Origin of the sequence: uncultured Mailhella sp., assembly GCF_944324615.1 — a bacterium.
In the GTDB taxonomy this organism is placed as follows: Bacteria; Desulfobacterota; Desulfovibrionia; order Desulfovibrionales; family Desulfovibrionaceae; genus Mailhella.
Genome location: NZ_CALUWY010000054.1, coordinates 1 through 18,139 on the forward strand (window position 1 = coordinate 1; position 18,139 = coordinate 18,139).

Below are 18,139 nucleotides of genomic sequence, written 5' to 3' on the forward strand. Positions count from 1 at the left end.
TTCCTTCATGGCATCCTCCCTATGCCGACAATAAGAACTTTTTACCCTTTTGGCAATTAATGAGTCCTGAGCCTAAAAGAAAAAGAGCGCCTCCTGTGGGGAAGCGCTCTTTTCATGAATCAGACTGCAGCCTGCTTATTCGGCGGGAGCGGCAGGCTTTTCCGCAGCGGGAGCCTCGGCAGGCGCAGCGGCCTGAGCAGGAGCTTCCGCAGCAGGAGCGGGTTCTGCCGCAGCAGCAGGAGCTTCCGCCGCAGGGGCGGGAGCCGCGGCTTCAGCAGCGGCAGGCGCAGCAGGAGCCGGAGCAGCAGGAACCTGAGCCGGGGCGGCGGGCACTTCTTCAAACTGAACATCAAGCACCGATTCCTGGGAAGTGCGGGTGGAACTGGTCATGATGTTGTACCCCAGAGAGGTGCAGATGAAGATAACGGCCAGGAACGTGGTCAGCTTGGCGAGGACGCCGCCGGCGCCGGCGCTGCCGAACACGGAACTGTTGCCGCCACCACCAAAGATAACGCCCATACCTTCACGGCCGGACTGCAAAAGAACCAGCACGACAAGGATGATGCAAACGATAACATGAAGGGTCAGGATGGCTGTCTGCACGCGAAATGCTCCTTACTACGCATTGATACTAGGCATTGATGATCTGAGTGAAACTATCAGCCTTCAAAGAAGCACCTCCTACCAGCACACCGTCCACATTGTCAAGTGCAAGGATGCTGCCGGCATTGGCGGGCTTCACGCTGCCGCCGTACAGCAGGGGGGTCTTGTCGGCCTTGTCGCCCAGAATTTCGCGCATGAGCTCACGGCAGATGGCGTGGGTTTCCACGATGTCGTCGGTGGTGGCAGTCTTGCCGGTGCCGATGGCCCACACGGGTTCATAGGCGATGGCAAGGGATTCCACGGGAGTATCGGCGGCAACGCCCTTCAGGCCCAGCTTGAGCTGACGTTCCAGCACGTTGCGCAGAAGACCGGCTTCGCGTTCTTCCAGGGTTTCGCCGATGCAGAGCATGACGCGCAGGCCGTTTTCCAGGGCAAAGGCCGTCTTTTCACCCACGAAGCTGTCGCTTTCGCCGAGGATGTGGCGGCGTTCGGAATGGCCGGTGAGCACCCAGGAAGCGCCGCAGGCCTTGATCATGGAAGGAGAAATTTCACCGGTGAAGGCGCCTTCCAGGGCGGGATACACGTTTTCCGCACCGGTGGAAGCGCCTTCGATGGCACCCATGGCCTCAGAGGCCTTTTCCAGAGCGGTAAAGGGCACGAACACAATGATTTCACGGCCTTCAGGGGCCTTGCCCTGCAACTTTTCAGCCATTTCCTTCACCGTGGCAACGGCTTCGGTTCCGGTCTTGTACATCTTCCAGTTGGCGGCCATCAGCTTCTTCATAGGAACAACCTCGCTAGAACTAAAATGGGATGGGGAAAAACTACGCTTATCGGGCAAAAATACAAGCCCTGCCTCACTCATTCCCGGCCGGAGAACGCACGGCGGCGGGACAGTGGGAACGCACGGCGCGAATCTCCCGGGCAAGGCCTGTGACATCGTCGATGTCCAGATAGGCCCCGTTCAGGGATACGGGGCCGCGCGCGGGCTTGAAGGCATGGGGCATGCGGGTGAGAAAGCGCGCCACGGCCACATCGGCATCCATGCCCAGGGAAGACTGCTCCACCCCGCACATGCCGAGGTCGCTCATGTACGCCGTGCCCCGGGGCAGAATCTGCGCGTCCGCCGTCTGCACATGGGTATGGGTGCCGAGCACCGCGCTCACCCTGCCGTCCAGGGCCCAGCTGAACGCCTTCTTCTCCCCCGTGCTCTCGGCATGAAAATCCACAAGGCGCACGACAGCGCCCTCATCCTCGCCGGCGCATGCGTCAAGCCAGGAAAACGCCGCCCGGAACGGGCAGGCAAGCGCATCCATGAACATGGTGCCCAGCGCGTTGAACACGGCAATCCTGCGGCCGTCCTTCAGCGTATGCACCACATACCCCCTGCCCGGAGAACCTTCGGGGTAATTGGCGGGGCGCACCACGCGCCGGTCCGTTTCCAGGCGGGAAAAAATCTCCCGGTGCCGCCACACATGGTTCCCCCCGGTGACAAGATCCACACCGCAGGAAAAAAGCTCATCCAGCGTCTCGCAGGTCATGCCCAGCCCTCCGGCGATGTTTTCGCCGTTGGCAAGCACCACGTCGGGACAGTATTCCTCCCGGAGCCCGGGCAGAAATTCCTTCACCGCCACTCTTCCCGCCCTGCCTACGACATCGCCGAGAAAAAGAATACGCATCAGCAGTCCTCTTCCCCGGATCGTCCGCACGCATCAAGCAGCGCAAACAGTTTTTCCCTAGCAGGGCGCAGGCGCGGATCGTCCGGCAGGCCCGCAAGCACGGCCTCCATGAGCCCGCTTTCCGCAAGCGCGCGGCGTGTGGCGGCAAAGCGCAGTTCCAGCATCCATGTGCCGAGAAGCAGACGGAAATCGTTGACGAAGCGCAGGTCGGAATAGCGCGCCACACGGCCCGCAAGCACATCGTCGACCACAACCTGCGACCAGCCTTCCGGATTGTCCTGCACATGCAGAAGCACGGCGTCCCTTTCGGGAAGGGCGCTGTGCAGATAGCCCACCATGATGCGGAAAATGTCCAGCTTGTCGCTGTCGCGCACGATGTCCGTGACGAAACGGGCACGGGGGGAAAGAAGCGCAGGCAGGATGTGACGGTTATGCAGAAGCACGGCGCACTGGGCAAGGCCGCGCACCTCCCGCTCCTCCTCATGGAGAAAACCCTCGTCACGCATGGTGCGGAAGCTGAGGATGGCATGGTTCACGGATTTTGCATCCATGAAGGTGCGGTAACGCTGAAACTGGGGAAAGCGCCCGCAATCGTGATACAAGGCGCCGAGAAGCGCCGCGCGGCAGACCTTTTCATCGGCCCTGCCCCTGAGAGAATCCACAATGACCCCGGCATGTTCCAGCACCTTGAAGGTATGATCCACCTTGAGGCGCAGAGGCGCGGCATCCGGCACGTCCCTGAAGCGGCCGACATAGGCAAGAAAGCGCTCGCGGTGCGCGGAAAGATCATTCATCATCGTTTTCCCCCTTCCGCTGCCATTCCTTCAGGCGGCGTTCCCTTTCCTCGGCCTCCTTCATGCGGATGCGCCGGTTGCTCTCATCCCACTTCGGATCGCGGAAAACGCCCCGGGGACCGTAGAGGGCGCGCAGAAAAAATATCACTGCGGCGGAAACCAGCACCATGATGATGACGCCGCTGAGCTTGCCTGTGAAAAGGCTTTCGAGTACCTGAGCCAAAAAAATTCTCCTCCGGAAATTTTCTTTCATAGTACCGTCTGTCCGGGCCGTAGGCAAGAGCCGCCCTCCCCGCTGCGCCGCAGGTTCCCGGCGCGCTCCGCGCTTTACGGAAACAAGGGGCTGTGCTAGCTTATGGCATCGAAAACATTCGGAAAAAACTCATCATTCCTGTACATAAACAACGAATTCACACTCTCCATGAAAAAGACTCATAAATTCTCCATCGGAGACACCGTTACCATACAGGGAAAAGAAGGTGTCATTTTATGGATAAACAGCCGTCACGAATACTGCATACAAATTGATTCTTTAAAAAATGTCTATATCTATCAAAATAAACAATTCATTACATTAGAATATTTTATGTCTCAGAAAAAATATTTACAGAAAAAAATCAATTATCAACAAAAAGATATCCCATGTAAAAAATTTTACCATGTCAATAAGACTCAAAAAAAGAGAAAGAAAAAACTGACTCTTGAGCAATCTATTGAAGATTATTATACAAAACAGCGGAAAACAGAAGATTTATTCACATTGTGGGCACGACTTCCAGGAAGTTATGGGTCACGTCAATAAATTTTCTGCATGTGGATAAAAAATCTATATGATATTGCGAGAAAAATATTTTGACTTCCTTGTTCTTTTTATATATTCTGATATGCTACGCTGACATCTCTCCGTGTTCCCATTGACGGCATACCGCTTAGACGGTAACGATATCACCAGACTGTGCCGACTCTGGGCGAAGGTCATCCAAGCAGACATCGTACCCCGCGGCTGCTTTCCCTCTTTTTCTTTGTAACAGTGTCAGACAGCAGCGGAAAAGCTTCTATTCTCAACGTCAACCCTTAAGGTCCTCTCTCAACGCGGGCGATCAAGAACTCTCCCGGAGAAATCATGTCGGATTTTGTGCATCTTCACTGTCATACGGAGTTCAGCCTGCTGGACGGAGCCATCCGCGTGGGCGATCTGGCCCAGAAGGCCAAGGCCCTCGGCATGCCCGCCGCGGCCATCACCGATCACGGCAACCTGTTCGGCACGGCCTATTTCTATTCGGCCTGCAAGGACGTGGGCATCCCCCCCATCATAGGCTGCGAGGTCTATGTCACCCGCGACCATACCGACAAGACGTCCGACTTCGCCCGGGTGCGCCATCACCTCATTCTGCTGGCACAGAACCCCACGGGCTACAAGAATCTCATGCATCTTGTGAGCCGCAGCTGGCTCGACGGCTTCCACTACAAGCCGCGCATCGACAAGAACATGCTGAAGGGCTGCACCGACGGTCTCGTGGCCCTTTCCGCCTGCGTGGCGGGCGAAATTCCGCGCACGCTTCTGGGCACCAACAAGCTCATCACCGGCGGCGGCACCTTTCAGGACGCGGTGGAGATAGCGAAGGAATATTCCGCGCTCTTCCCCGACCGCTTCTATCTGGAAGTGCAGGCCAACAGCCTGCCGGAACAGGCGCAGGTGAACGAAGGCATCATGAAGCTTGCCGACGCCACGGGCCTGCCCCTTGTGGCCACCAACGACTGCCACTACCTGAATGCCGACGACGTGGAGGCCCACGACATTCTGCTCTGCATTCAGACGCAGGCCAAGGTGGACGACCCCAAGCGCTTCCGCTTCGAGGCGCGCGACCTCTACTACAAATCGGAAGAGGAAATGCGCGCCGGTCTTGAGGGGGTTCCCCGCGAGGCCATGGAAAACACGCTCAAGATAGCCGACCAGTGCTGTCATCTTGAAATACAGCTGCATGCGCCGCCCTATCACTTCCCCGTGTACGAACTTCCCGAGGGCATGACCCTGGCGAGCGAATTCTGCCGCATGGCGCGGGAAGGTCTGGAAAAGCGCCTGGAAAAGCACCCGCACCGAGACACCATCAACGCCCAGGAATACCGCGACAGGCTGGAAATGGAGCTCAAGGTCATCTGCGACATGGGCTTTCCCGGCTATTTCCTCATCGTGCAGGACTACATCAACTGGGCCAAGAACAACGGCATCCCCGTGGGGCCGGGCCGTGGTTCGGCCGCAGGTTCCGTGGCCGCATGGGCGCTGCGCATCACGTCCATCGACCCTCTGCCCAACAAGCTCTTCTTTGAACGCTTCCTCAACGTCGAACGCGTGAGCATGCCCGATATCGACGTGGACTTCTGCGAAGACAGGCGCCTGGAAGTGCTGGACTACGTCACCAGAAAATACGGCAAGGACAAGGTCTCGCAGATCGCCGCCTTCGGAAAGATGAAGGCCAAGGCCGTGGTGAAGGACGTGGGCCGCGCCATGGGCATTCCCTTCAACGAGACGACGCGCATCGCCAAGATGATTCCCGCCGATCTCAAGATGACGCTGCAGAAGGCGCTCGACACGGTGCCCGAGCTTGCGGCGGAGTACAAGACCAACCCGGAAGTTCACAAGCTCATCGACATTTCCCGCCGTCTTGAAGGACTCACGCGCCACGCCTCCACCCATGCGGCGGGCGTGGTGGTTTCCGACAAGCCCATGGAGGAATACCTTCCGCTCTTTGCCGGGCGCAAGGGCGAACAGATCGCCGCCTTCGACATGAAGTTCGTGGAAAAGGTGGGCCTTGTGAAATTCGACTTCCTCGGCCTGCGTACCATGACCGTGATTTCCAACGCGGTGAAGAACATCGTGCGCCAGGGCAAGGAAGCGCCCGATATGGAGAACCTCTCCACGGACGACCCCAACGTGTACGACCTGCTTTCCCGCGGCGACACCGACGGCGTGTTCCAGCTGGAAAGCACGGGCATGCGCAAGTATCTGCGCATGCTGAAGCCCTCCGGCTTTGAAGACCTTGTGGCTATGCTCGCGCTCTACCGTCCCGGCCCGCTCAATTCGGGCATGGTGGATGAATTCATCAAGCGCAAGCACGGCGAAATAGAGGTGACCTATCCTCTGCCCGAACTGGAACCCTGCCTGAAGGACACCTACGGCGTCATCGTCTATCAGGAACAGGTCATGCAGATCGCGCAGATCACCGCCAAGTACACGCTGGGCGGCGCCGACCTGCTGCGCCGCGCCATGGGCAAGAAGAAAGCCGAGGAAATGGCCAAGCAGCGCGACATCTTCCTCAAGGGCGCTTCCGAACGCGGCGTGGCCGCAAGCACGGCCAACGAAATCTTCGACCTCATGGAAAAATTCGCGGAATACGGCTTCAACAAGGCCCATTCCGCCGCCTATGCCTACATCACCTACGGTACGGCATTTTTAAAGTATTACTTTAAGGTTGAGTTCATGACCGCGCTGCTTTCCTCGGAAATCGGCAACCAGGACAAGATACTCAGCTACATTGCGGCCTGCCGCGACATGAACATCGACGTTCTGCCCCCCAACGTACAGATCAGCCTCAGGGCCTTCACGCCCAGCGGGGAATCCATCGTGTACGGCCTCGGCGGCGTGAAGAACGTGGGCGATGAAGCCATCAATGAAATCGTCCGTGCCCGTGAGGAAGGCGGCCTCTACAAGTCGCTTCTCGATCTGTGCACCCGTGTCAACCTGCGCAAGGTGACCAAGCGCGTGCTGGAAAGCCTCATCAAGGGCGGCGCATGCGACTGCTTCGGCGTGAGCCGTGCGGGCATGCTTGCCAGTCTCGACGCCGTGGTGGCCCGCGCACAGAAGAAGCAGAAGGAAAAGAACTCCCCGCAGATTTCCCTGCTTGCCCTCACTCCCTCGGTGGAGGCGGCCCCTCTGCCCGGCATCGGCTTCCCCTGCGAGGAGCAGGATATTCCGGAATGGGAGGATGACCAGAAACTGGCCTTTGAAAAGGATTCCCTGGGCTTTTACCTCACGAGCCATCCGCTTCAGCCCTTCCGGCGCGACATGCAGAGACTCGGCCTGCTCACGCTTGAGGAAATAGGGGAACTCGGCAAGGGCGCGGTGAAGACCGGGGTGCTCGTCACGGCGGTGAAGGAATTCATCACCAAGAAAGGCGACAAAATGGCCTTCGTGCAGGTGGAAGATCTGACCGGGCACGCAGAAGTGACCATTTTCCCCAAAACCTACGCGGCCATCAAGGAGGCGCTGCACGCGGAACGCCCGCTCATCGAACTTGCCGGCACCATCGACGTGAAGGATGACGATGATGACGACGACGGCGAGGATGAGGAAAACCGCGTCAAGGAAATCAAGCTGCTGTGCGACTCGGCGCGTCCGCTGCTCGAAGCCTGCATGAGCAGCGATCACCCCGTGGTGGTGCCCTACCCCGTAAGCTGCACCGGCGATGCGGATATTGAGGAGTTCAAGGCCATACTGGAAAAGCACAAGGGTTCCTCCTCCGTGCAGATACAGTTTGAACTGAACCACAAAAACTGCATCATGGAACTCGGCCCCCGCTGGAGGGTGCAGGCCAGCCCCCAGCTCAACAAGGATCTGGACGCCTGGGCAAAGGCGCGCATGGCCCTGCACCGCTAGAAAAAGAAAATAACGGGGCAGAGCTGCGAAGTTCTGCCCCTTTCCGGCACGGCTCTTCCGTATACAGAGCTTTGCCGGAAGCGTGCGCTGCGGCAAAGCCGCCCGAAGCTGAAGCCGGGGCAACGTTAAAGAACGACCCGGCTTTTCCGGAGAAGCGACATTTCCGGAAGGGCCGGGTGTGCCCGGAAAAACGGCGGGGCCTTCCGCCTCACGGCGTCAACGCTCCCCGGGGAACAACAGACAACCCAAGGAAGAATCATCATGAAAAAAGCGCTGTGGAAACTCACCATACGCGGCGATTTTGCGGCCGCCCACGCTCTGCGCCACTATGAAGGCAAGTGTGAGGATCTGCACGGGCACAACTATCTTGTGGAAATGGTGGTGGAAGGAGAAACCCTCACCCCCGATACGGAACTTGTGGCGGATTTTACGCTGCTGAAAAAGGAGCTCCGGGCCGAGCTTGCGCTCATCGACCACCGCTACCTCAACGAGCTTCCCCCCTTTGATGTCATCAACCCCTCTTCGGAAAATCTGGCCCGTTACCTGTACCGGAAGATGCAGGAACGCCTCGCCGGCCTGCCTGTACGCATGTACAGCATGACGGTGGGGGAAACGCCGCTGCAGTCGGCCACCTATCAGGAAATCGAAGGGTGAACCTTCTTCTTGAAGGCTTCGGCCGCGCCCTTGTCCGGCAGGCCCTTCCCGTCATGGAGGAAAGGGCCCTCGCCCTCGGCGTCTCCTCCTTCCTGGATCTGGGGCCTTTTCCCCTGCCGCGCCGCACGCTGCCCGTTCTGACCGAGCAGCATACGCAACTGCCCCCGCGCGATTCGCTCTGTGCCGTGACCTGCTTCTGCCTCACCCTGTCTTCCCCTGAAGTCTGCGGGGAAAGGCTCCGGCAGGCTTCGCGCCGTGCGGCATATACCCTGCTTTTCGACTTCAAGGAGCCGGAACGCAACCTGGAATACCCGGCGGCCCTTCTTGCCGCGCCGTTCAGGCGCGCCATGGAAAAAAACAGCCAAAGACAGGGCGGGCTGGAAGCGCTGCTCCACGATGAGGGCCTGCGTCCCCTTTCGCGCCACACGCTGCTTGCGGGCGCGCTCTGCCTGATGCTGCTAAAAAACGGCGAACCTTCCTAAGGCCGCACGCGCTGTTTCTGCGCCTTTTCCTCCGCTCAAGGTTCCGGCACATCCCCCCATCCCCATAAAGGCAGAAAAAAGCCCACCGCCGCAGAGCCTGCAACGCCTCTTGTGTGCCTTATGGCTCTTCTGCCCGCACGCCCAGGCAGGCCCATGTGTGCGCTGATCTCGGCATGTCTGTTGCCGCGGCCTGTAAACGGACTTCCGGAATACGGAAGATACAGCGGCCGCCGGGGTATCCCGGCCGGAGGACGCAAAAAAAGCGTCTCCTCTGAGGAAACGCTTTTCATGACGCCATGCGCCGCCCCTCCGGCCCGGAAAAGGACGGCGCATGAATATCTGCGGCACTAACGCCGTTATTTCTGCGGAATCTCCATGGAAGCGCCCTGCTCCACGGCCGGAGACGGGGCTTCCGGCTCCGCCTTTTCCCCGGGCATGCCCATGAGCGCGCCGAGCTGTCCTTTAAAGATGATATGCGTGGCGGTTTCGTCGGCAAGCTCTCCAAGATCCATGAGCTTTTCCAGAAATTCCAGAATTTCGCCCCGGCGCTCCTCCACCGACCACTTGAAATCTTCTTCCAGATTGCCGGATTTCAGGTATTCTTCCAGTTCGGCAATGTATTTCGCGTTGAGCATGGCCATCCGCATCACTCCCTGTGTCTTGCGCCCGGAGGGCATGGAAAAAAGGCAGGCGAACCTGCCGCATCGGCCTTTCACCTGTCGTCGTGTTCGCGGGAAAGCAGTTCGCTTTCCACCATGGCCTGCCGGGCCACGGCCACCATCACCGGCCCGGCAATGATGCCCACGGCGCCGAACACCGCAAGGCTGCACACGATGGAAAGCAGAAGCACCACCATGGAAACCTCGATGCCGGTCTTGAGAAAATACGGGCGCAGCAGGTTATCCGAACCCGACACCACGATTCCCCCCCATGCCAGGAGCATGAGCCCGGCCCCCAGCGACTGCGTGGCCCAGAGGTAAATGGATATGGGCAGCCATACAATGGCCGTGCCCGCAAGAGGAATGACTGCCGTGAACACGGCAAGCAGCCCCCAGAATGCGGGATCGGGCACATCGAGGAAACGCAGGCCTATGCCGGTAAGCGTGCCCTGAATAATGGGCACGAACACGATGCTGATGAATACGGAACGGCTGGCATTGTGCAGCACGGCGACGAAGCGTTCCACCATGTCCTCGTGCCGGGGCAGCACCTGCAGCACCGCCCGGCGGATGGAAGGGGCGTAGACCACGATGAGGCAGGTGAACACCATGAAAAGACACAGCGCCCATACCATGCCCATGGTGTCGCCCGCGAGGTTCAGCCCCCGGGAAAGCACGTTCTTCAGCACCGCGTTGACCACGGCGTTGAAATCGCTCTCCAGCTTGTCGAGGTATTCCGGGGCGTTGGGCACGTTTTCCACAAATATTCTGTGGGCCTCCCCCAGATAATAGGAAATGGCCGGAGGAATGGCATGCCCCGCCTGCCACCAGGCGCTGAGCCTTCGCGCCCCCTCAAGCGCCTGAGGAATGACCATGACGAGCACGATGGTGATGGGCGTTGCCACGCACACCACAAGTCCCGTGGAAAAGAAAACAATGGCCGAGGTCTTCGACATCCTCGCGCGGAGCCAGCGGTATATGGGCAGGGTAAGCGCGGCGGTGACGGCCGCGATGAACACCGACGTGGGGTATGGGGAAAGCAGCAGAAACCAGATGACGATAGCGGCGACGGCAAGGCAACGAGCCATGAATCCTCCAGAAAATACACGGACAAACATCCGTTTGTCTGGGGCAAGAGTAATGGGGAAAGAAGGCGATGTCCAGTTTTCCCCGCAGACTGGTTGAACAAACAAACGACTTGCCTTTAAGCGTGCAATGAGGCAAACCTGAATCTGTGAAAGGAATCATTCCATGCCTGCCGCGGTCGGAAGTTTCGCGCAGGCGGGGAAGGTTCCTCTTTTTTCCCCGGCCGCGTTCAGGCGCGGCAGACCTGTTTTATGCAGACAAAGACCATGAACATGAAAAGCGTGACCAAAAAGGAAGCCCTGCTCCAGGCGGCCAAGGAGCTGTTCGGCGAGTACGGTTTTGCGGAGACAACCTTTAAAAAGATTTCCGACAGGGCGGGCGTTGCCCTCGGCCTTCTGACCCATCATTACGGCAACAAGGAAAAGCTGTTCTTCGCCGCGGGCATGGACGTGCTTGAGCATTTTCTGCGCGTGCTCCGTTCCGCCACGGAAGGCACGGCCGACGGCCGCACCGGCGTGCTCTGCTTCTGCCGCGCCTACCTTGAGTTCTCCATTGATCCGCACACCAACTGGCTCGTGCTCGTGCGCTGTTCTCCCTACAGCGACATGAAGGCCAGTGAAGACAGGGAGATCATGCTGCGCAAGTTCGCGGAGGTGCATCACCTTCTTGAAGTGCAGCTCCAGCGCGGCATTGCAGACGGCACCATCACGAATCTTTCCCCCGCAAGCACCGCACAGGTCATTGTGGGGCTCATGGTGGGGGCCAACCGCACCCGCGTGCTCACTCCCTATACCTACGGCTCTTCCCAGAATTTCTACACGGAAACCCTCACCTTCGTCGACCGCGCCATTTCCAGCGGCACTTCCAGGAACTGACATGGAATCCCTCCTCACTGCAAGCCTGCTCGGCCTGGTGGAAGGACTCACCGAATTTCTTCCCATCTCCTCTTCCGGCCACCTCATCATCGCCTCGGACCTTCTGGGCTTCGACGGCCCCAGAGCCTCCACCTTCGGCGTGGTCATACAGGTGGGGGCCATCCTCGCCGTGATCGCCCTCTACTGGCGGCGCTTTCTCTCTCTTCTGCGCCCGGACAAAGCTCACGCCTTTTCCGGGCCGCGCGGCATACTGCTGCTTGTGCTCACCACCCTGCCCGCCGCATCCCTGGGCCTTCTGCTGCACGGCTTCATCAAAACGCTGTTCACGCCCCTCACCGTGGCGGCCGCACTGATATGCGGCGCGCTGCTCATGCTGGCGGTGGAAAGGCTGGTGGCGCCCCGGCAGAATTCCATGCCCGTGCAGAACATCGATGAGCTCACCCCCATGCACGCTCTGGGCATAGGCATTTTCCAGTGCATGGCCCTGTGGCCCGGCTTCTCCCGTTCCGCCTCCACCATCATGGGCGGCATGATCCTGGGCGTGCGCCGCGAAATCGCCGCGGAATATTCCTTCCTGGCCGCCGTGCCCATCATCATCGGCGCGGCAGGCTACGATCTGTGGAAATCCATCTCCCTGTTCAGCGCGGCCGATATTCCCTTCTTCCTCACCGGGTCGGTCTTCGCCTTTGTCTCCGCCATTGTCGCCATTCGCGGCTTTATTGCCATTCTCGGCCGCAATACGCTGAAACCCTTTGCTATTTATCGCATATTGCTCGCCATTCCCGTTTACTGGTTCATGGTTTCCTGAAAAATTTTTCAAAGTACGAAAAAAATGCTTGCCAAGGTCTCCCTTTTTTTATAAGAACACTCCTGCGCCGGATGTTTCCGGTTTCACGGCAAGGTAGCTCAGTTGGTTAGAGCATACGGTTCATACCCGTAGTGTCGAGAGTTCAAATCTCCCCCTTGCTACCAGTACACATAAAAAGTCCAGGATTTTTCTTGGACTTTTTTTTATGGCTTCCCGCGCAGGAGCCACCCTGCGCCCAACATACCCATTCTCTGGAGTTCCCCCCTATGGCTTCCCCTTCCCGTCCCCAGCGCATTCAGGTGTTCGGCCATAAAAACCCCGATACCGACTCCGTCATTGCGGCCATCGCACTGGCCGAGCTGCAGAACCAGCGCGGCATGCCTTCCAGCCCCAAGGTTCAGGGCAGCCCGAATCCCGAAACCAACTTCGTGATGCAGCGCTTCGACATCAAGCCGCCGCGCATCATGGAAAGCTCTGCGGGACAGCAGGTCAGCCTGGTGGACTTTTCCGACCTCGCGCAGGCTCCCTTCGGCTTTGAAAGCAGCACCATCGTCTCCGTGGTGGATCACCACAAGCTCGGAGATGTGACCACCGCCGCGCCTCTGGAAATGTGGGTCTGGCCCGTGGGCTGCTGCAACACCATTCTCAAGGCCATGTACGATTTCTACGGCGGCTATGTGCCCACCTACCTTGCGGGCGGCATGCTCTGCGCCATTCTCTCCGACACCGTGCTCTTCCGTTCCCCCACCACCACGGATGCCGACCGCCGTGCCGCCGAGGAACTGGCCGAAATCGCAGGCGTCAAGGACATGATGGAACTCGGCATGGAAATGTTCCGCGCCAAGTCCGACCTGCACGATTCCGCCGACAACCTCTTCCAGCGCGACTACAAGGAATTTGAGATCAACGGCCGCAAGGTGGGCGTCGGACAGCTCGAACTCATGGATGCCGGCATGATCGACCCCATCAAGCCCGACCTGTTCAAGGCAGCCCGCAAACTTCTGGAAGGGCACGACTGCCACACCGTGCTTTTCCTCGCCACGGACATCATGAAGGAAGGTTCCCAGATGCTGGCCGTTTCCCGCGACCTCTCCGTCACGGAAAAGGCCTTCAACGTCAAGCTCACGCCCTACAAGATGCCCAAGGTCCGCAATGTGGCCCCGGCCTATGCGCGCGAGGACGAATCGGAATATCACGAGCATCAGAGCGCTTCGGGCACGCCGTGGGCCGACGAAATCGCGGAACACTGGATGCCCGGCATGATGAGCCGCAAAAAACAGGTCATGCCTTTTCTCATGGAGGCCTTCAATTCGCTTGACTAATGCAGGCGGATCGCGTATAGATCTCCCCATGGCAAGGTAGCTCAGTTGGTTAGAGCATACGGTTCATACCCGTAGTGTCGAGAGTTCAAATCTCCCCCTTGCTACCATGAAACATCACCCCGGAAGTCCGCTTCCGGGGTTTTCTTTTTTCCTCTTCCGGCCCCCCCTTCCCCTGCCGGAAGATTCCTTTCTCTTCCCCGCTCTCTTCCCCGCTCTTTTCCGCGCCTGTCCGTGCCGTCTCTCTTTTTCCGGAAAGACGCTGCAGAAAAAATGCAGCCATAAAAGCACAGGATGCGTTTTTTCCGTGTGGAAAAGCGCGCCTTCTCATACGCCGGAACGCACAAGCGCAAAGGCCCCGCCTCCTGTGCATGACTTTTTTCCGAACGCCTTGCCCCGCAACGCTTTTCGCGTGTCGCGCAGGCACAGCTGCCAGAAAAACCATGAAAAACGTCTTCATGGCCGGGGACGGCGCGCCGGAATCCTCTGAAAAAAAGTCCGCTCCCTAAGGAGGGACCGGAATCCGGGCATGACGGCACAGGAATTTTTGCACAAGGCGGCTGCATCATGGATTCAGGCGCATTCATCTTTCCCCCGGTATGCGGAATGCTCCTTTTTTCCGGCTTTTTTCCGGCCGTAACAAAAGCCGCGCCTCTGCCCGAACAAAGAACAGGAACATGTTTTCCATTCCCGCACACCGTTTTTCCGGCATCATCGCCTTCCTCCGCCCCGCCAACAAGAGAGCAGGTCGACATTTTTTTCTTCCGTTGCAAATGGACATGAGCAGTAAAATGAGATACACATGAAGGGAAGAATACATGTGCCTTGCGGCCAGGCGGGGAGCATGTATTTAACCTTTCAGAATTATTTTTTATTCACCTGAATATTTTAAGGAGCAACACTCATGGCGTGTACACGTAGAGGATTCCTTAAAATGGTCGGCGCGGGAGCCATGTGCCTCACGCTGGCTAATTTTGGATTCGACCTGAAGGAGGCGAAGGCATACGCCACGTCCCTGAAGATTGAGGGTGCGAAGGAAGTGACCACGGTGTGTCCCTTCTGCGCCGTATGCTGTCAGGTCATCGCCTATGTGAAGGACGGCAAGCTCGTCTCCACCGAAGGCGACCCCGATTTCCCCGTCAACGAAGGCAGCCTCTGCGCCAAGGGCGCGGCTCTCTTCACCATGTACACGGGCGAGCACCGGCTCACCCGCCCCATGTACCGCGCTCCCTACAGCGACAAGTGGGAGGAAAAGGACTGGGGCTGGACGCTTGAGCAGATAGCCCGCCGCGTGAAGACCGCCCGCGACAGCGACTTCATCCAGAAGAACGCCAAGGGTCAGACGGTCAACCGTCTGGAATCCATTTTCTGCATGGGCACCTCCCATGCTTCCAACGAAGAGTGCGCCGTCATTCATCAGGCGATGCGCAGCCTGGGAGTCGTCCATATCGACCACCAGGCGCGTGTCTGACACAGTCCGACTGTACCGGCTCTGGCAGAGTCGTTCGGACGTGGGGCTATGACGAATCATTGGATCGACATCAAGAATGCCGATGCCGTTTTGATTATGGGCAGCAATGCTGCAGAACATCATCCCGTATCCTTCAAGTGGATCATGCGGGCCAAGGACGCCGGGGCGACGATCATGCACGTCGACCCGAAGTTCTCGCGCACGTCGGCACGGTGCGATTTCCATGTGCCGATCCGCTCGGGTACGGACATTGCCTTCCTGGGAGGCATGATTCATTACATCATTGAATCGGGGAGCTGGTTCAAGGACTATGTGGTGAACTACACCAACGCCACCTATGTTCTGGCCGATTCCTACGACTTCCAGGACGGTCTTTTCAGCGGATACGACAAGGAGAAGCGTACTTACGACCGCTCCACCTGGGCCTTCAAGCGCGACGAGTCGGGAGCTCCCGTGCGTGACTTCACGCTTAAAGACGAGAGGTGCGTCTTTAATGTGATGGCCAGGCACTATTCCCGCTACACGCTGGAAAACGTCTCGAAGATCACGGGCGTATCCGAAGAAAACCTCATGAAGGTCTACAAGATCTTCTGCGCCACCGGCAAGCCGGACAAGGCGGGAACCATTCTGTACGCCATCGGCTGGACTCAGCACACCGTGGGCGTGCAGAACATCCGTGCCTCGGCCATCATCCAGCTTCTGCTGGGCAACATCGGTGTGGCGGGCGGCGGTATCAACGCTCTGCGCGGTGAACCCAACGTGCAGGGGTCTACCGACCATGCCCTGCTCTACCACAACCTTCCCGGCTACCACAACGCGCCTCTGGCCCAGTGGCAGACGCTGGAGGAATACAACAAGGCGAACACTCCCGTCACGCATTTCAAGGACAGTGCGAACTGGTGGAGCAACCGGCCCAAGTATGTGGCCAGTCTGCTCAAGGGCTGGTTCGGCGATGCGGCCACGGCGGAAAACGATTTCTGCTACAGCTGGCTCCCCAAGTGCGAGGACGGCGAGGATTATTCCTACATGTACGCCATGGACAGAATGCTGAACGACAAAATGCGCGGCGGCTTCGTCTTCGGCGTCAACCCCATGAACAGCTTCCCCAACACCAACAAGATGCGCGCCGCTCTGGACCATCTTGACTGGCTGGTGGTGGGTGAACTGCACAACTCCGAAACTTCGGACAACTGGCGCCGCCCGGGCGTGGATCCGGCCACCAAGAAGACGGAAGTCTTCCTGCTGCCCTCCGCGCATCGAGTGGAAAAGGAAGGCACCATCAGCAACAGCGGCCGCTGGCTGCAGTGGTTCGACAAGGCTGTGGAGCCTGCGGGAGAAGCCCGCTGCTTCGGCGACATCTATGTGCCGCTCATCAACACCATCAGGGAGTTGTACAGCAAGGAAGGCGGCGTCTTCCCCGACCCGCTGCTGAAGCTGAACTGGGCGGAGAAGTTCGACGCGTCCGACTGGGCGAAGCGCATCAACGGCTTCTTCTGGAAGGATACCACCATCAACGGGAAGACCTACAAGCGCGGGCAGCTTGTTCCGGCCTTCGGCAATCTTCAGGCCGACGGCTCCACTTCTTCGCTCAACTGGCTGTACACCGGCAGCTGGACGGAGGAGGAAGGCAACAAGTCCAAGCGGCGCGATCCCTCACAGACGGAAATGCAGGCAAGGATCGGCATCTACCCCAACTGGTCTTGGTGCTGGCCCATCAACCGCCGCATCCTGTACAACCGTGCGTCCGTCGACCTTGAGGGCAAGCCCTGGAATCCCGCAAAGGCGGTCATTGAATGGAAGGACGGCGCATGGGTGGGCGACGTGCCCGACGGGCCGTGGCCTCCCATGGCGGACAAGGAAAACGGGCGTCAGCCCTTCATCATGAACACCGACGGCGCGGCGCAGATCTTCGGGCCGGGGCGGCTTGACGGCCCCTTCCCCGAACATTACGAACCCGCCGAATCGCCGGTGGCGGCGCATCCGTTCTCCAGCCAGCTGACCTCTCCGTGCTTCAAGTTCCACAAGAGCGAATTCGACAAGTTCGCCGCTCCCGCCGACCCGCGTTACCCCATCGTGCTGACGACCTACAGCATGACGGAACACTGGTGCGGCGGCGGTGAAACCCGCAACGTTCCGAACCTGCTGGAAGCCGAACCCCAGCTCTATGTGGAAATGAGCCACGAACTGGCCGAAGAAAAGGGCATCAAGAACGGTGACGGCGTCATCATCGAAAGCGCCCGAGGCAGGGTGGAGGCCATAGCCATGGTCACCATACGTCTCAGGCCCTTCACCATCATGGGCAAGACGGTGCACCTTATCGGCATGCCCTTCGCCTATGGGTGGACGACTCCCGGCTGCGGCGATTCCACCAATCGCCTCACCGTGACGGCCTATGACCCCAACACCACCATTCCTGAAACAAAAGCCTGCTGCGTGAACATCCGCAAAGCCGGCAAGCTGACCGAAATAGCCTGATCAGGCGGGGGCGCGCCTTCAGGGCGCGCCCCTCAAGGAGTATGCGATGCCCAAGACATTTCTTATAGACACCACCCGCTGCACGGCATGCCGCGGCTGCCAGATAGCGTGCAAGGAATGGCACAATCTGCCGGCCAATGCCACGAAGCAGCGCGGTTCCCATCAGAACCCCCCGGATCTGAACCCCAACAATCTCAAGATCGTCCGCTTCCATGAGCATCTGGACGAGAAAGGCAACGTGGTGTGGAACTTCTTCCCCGATCAGTGCCGCCACTGCCTCACCCCCATCTGCGTGGACATGGCCAATCTCGCCGTTCCCGGTTCCATGATTCAGGACAAGGACACCGGCGCGGTACTGGTCACGGAACGCTGCAAGGAGCTCTCCCCGGCCGACATCGCAACCATCATCAAGGCCTGCCCCTACAATATTCCGCGCTACAACGAAGAAACCAAGATGCTCACCAAGTGCGACATGTGCATCGACCGCGTTTCCGCCGGCCTGAAGCCCATGTGCGTGAAAACCTGCCCCACGGGAGCCATGGTCTTCGGTGAACGCGCCGAGGTGCTGGAAGAAGCGAAT

16 protein-coding genes and 2 tRNA genes are annotated in these 18,139 nt (G+C 58.8%); 11 read left to right on the forward strand and 7 right to left on the reverse strand.

Annotated elements, in window-relative coordinates; all coding sequences use genetic code 11:
• Nucleotides 1-135: 135 nt before the first annotated feature.
• From secG to Q0K07_RS10210, 5 genes are all read right to left on the reverse strand, one after another.
• Nucleotides 136-603 carry a preprotein translocase subunit SecG gene (secG, locus tag Q0K07_RS10190; protein WP_294558920.1) on the reverse strand — a complete coding sequence of 156 codons (468 nt, stop codon included), beginning with the start codon at nucleotides 601-603 and terminating at the stop codon, nucleotides 136-138.
• A gap of 28 nt (nucleotides 604-631) precedes the next feature.
• Complete coding sequence (gene tpiA, locus Q0K07_RS10195) at nucleotides 632-1,387, reverse strand: triose-phosphate isomerase (RefSeq protein WP_294558922.1); 756 nt, start codon at nucleotides 1,385-1,387, stop codon at nucleotides 632-634.
• Between the two features lie 73 nt (nucleotides 1,388-1,460).
• On the reverse strand, nucleotides 1,461-2,282 hold the full coding sequence (locus Q0K07_RS10200) for a TIGR00282 family metallophosphoesterase (RefSeq protein ID WP_294558923.1): 822 nt from the start codon (nucleotides 2,280-2,282) through the stop codon (nucleotides 1,461-1,463).
• The gene (locus Q0K07_RS10205; RefSeq protein WP_294558924.1) at nucleotides 2,282-3,079 is read right to left on the reverse strand and encodes an HD domain-containing protein; all 798 of its coding nucleotides are present in this window, start codon (nucleotides 3,077-3,079) and stop codon (nucleotides 2,282-2,284) included. Before Q0K07_RS10205 ends, Q0K07_RS10200 begins: the two co-directional genes overlap by 1 nt.
• Nucleotides 3,069-3,299: a hypothetical protein gene (locus tag Q0K07_RS10210; protein ID WP_294558926.1), complete on the reverse strand. Its 231-nt coding sequence runs from the start codon at nucleotides 3,297-3,299 to the stop codon at nucleotides 3,069-3,071. Before Q0K07_RS10210 ends, Q0K07_RS10205 begins: the two co-directional genes overlap by 11 nt.
• 198 nt (nucleotides 3,300-3,497) lie before the next feature.
• Between Q0K07_RS10210 and Q0K07_RS10215 the strand changes: the two genes are divergently transcribed.
• The 4 genes from Q0K07_RS10215 (at nucleotide 3,498) to Q0K07_RS10230 (ending at nucleotide 8,866) form a co-directional block, all read left to right on the forward strand.
• Nucleotides 3,498-3,878 carry a hypothetical protein gene (locus Q0K07_RS10215; RefSeq protein ID WP_294558928.1) on the forward strand — a complete coding sequence of 127 codons (381 nt, stop codon included), beginning with the start codon at nucleotides 3,498-3,500 and terminating at the stop codon, nucleotides 3,876-3,878.
• Between the two features lie 321 nt (nucleotides 3,879-4,199).
• Complete coding sequence (gene dnaE, locus Q0K07_RS10220; protein ID WP_294558930.1) at nucleotides 4,200-7,730, forward strand: DNA polymerase III subunit alpha; 3,531 nt, start codon at nucleotides 4,200-4,202, stop codon at nucleotides 7,728-7,730.
• A gap of 261 nt (nucleotides 7,731-7,991) precedes the next feature.
• A complete protein-coding gene (locus Q0K07_RS10225; RefSeq protein WP_294558932.1) occupies nucleotides 7,992-8,384 on the forward strand; it encodes a 6-carboxytetrahydropterin synthase in 393 nt (130 codons plus the stop codon).
• The gene (locus Q0K07_RS10230; protein WP_294558934.1) at nucleotides 8,381-8,866 is read left to right on the forward strand and encodes a hypothetical protein; all 486 of its coding nucleotides are present in this window, start codon (nucleotides 8,381-8,383) and stop codon (nucleotides 8,864-8,866) included. The genes Q0K07_RS10225 and Q0K07_RS10230 overlap by 4 nt, the downstream gene beginning before the upstream one ends.
• Before the next feature lie 356 nt (nucleotides 8,867-9,222).
• Here Q0K07_RS10230 and Q0K07_RS10235 read toward each other — a convergent pair whose 3' ends face one another.
• Nucleotides 9,223-9,501 carry a hypothetical protein gene (locus Q0K07_RS10235; RefSeq protein ID WP_294558944.1) on the reverse strand — a complete coding sequence of 93 codons (279 nt, stop codon included), beginning with the start codon at nucleotides 9,499-9,501 and terminating at the stop codon, nucleotides 9,223-9,225.
• A gap of 77 nt (nucleotides 9,502-9,578) precedes the next feature.
• Nucleotides 9,579-10,613, reverse strand: coding sequence for an AI-2E family transporter (locus tag Q0K07_RS10240; RefSeq protein WP_294558936.1), 1,035 nt, complete (start codon nucleotides 10,611-10,613; stop codon nucleotides 9,579-9,581).
• Between the two features lie 264 nt (nucleotides 10,614-10,877).
• On the opposite strand from Q0K07_RS10240, the gene Q0K07_RS10245 reads away from it, so the two are divergent.
• The 7 genes from Q0K07_RS10245 to Q0K07_RS10275 form a co-directional block, all read left to right on the forward strand.
• A complete protein-coding gene (locus Q0K07_RS10245) occupies nucleotides 10,878-11,486 on the forward strand; it encodes a TetR/AcrR family transcriptional regulator (protein ID WP_294558938.1) in 609 nt (202 codons plus the stop codon).
• Between the two features lies 1 nt (nucleotide 11,487).
• Nucleotides 11,488-12,294 (forward strand): undecaprenyl-diphosphate phosphatase, encoded by an 807-nt coding sequence (locus Q0K07_RS10250; RefSeq protein ID WP_294558940.1) that lies wholly within the window; start codon nucleotides 11,488-11,490, stop codon nucleotides 12,292-12,294.
• Between the two features lie 87 nt (nucleotides 12,295-12,381).
• Nucleotides 12,382-12,458: transfer RNA gene (locus Q0K07_RS10255), tRNA-Met, on the forward strand.
• Nucleotides 12,459-12,560: 102 nt separating this feature from the next.
• On the forward strand, nucleotides 12,561-13,616 hold the full coding sequence (locus tag Q0K07_RS10260; RefSeq protein ID WP_294558941.1) for a manganese-dependent inorganic pyrophosphatase: 1,056 nt from the start codon (nucleotides 12,561-12,563) through the stop codon (nucleotides 13,614-13,616).
• 30 nt (nucleotides 13,617-13,646) lie between these two features.
• Nucleotides 13,647-13,723, forward strand: a tRNA-Met gene (locus tag Q0K07_RS10265).
• Nucleotides 13,724-14,517: 794 nt separating this feature from the next.
• On the forward strand, nucleotides 14,518-17,559 hold the full coding sequence (gene fdnG / locus Q0K07_RS10270) for a formate dehydrogenase-N subunit alpha (protein ID WP_294558942.1): 3,042 nt from the start codon (nucleotides 14,518-14,520) through the stop codon (nucleotides 17,557-17,559).
• Between the two features lie 46 nt (nucleotides 17,560-17,605).
• Nucleotides 17,606-18,139 (forward strand): 4Fe-4S dicluster domain-containing protein (locus tag Q0K07_RS10275; RefSeq protein WP_294558943.1); only part of this gene is annotated, 534 nt, incomplete at its 3' end.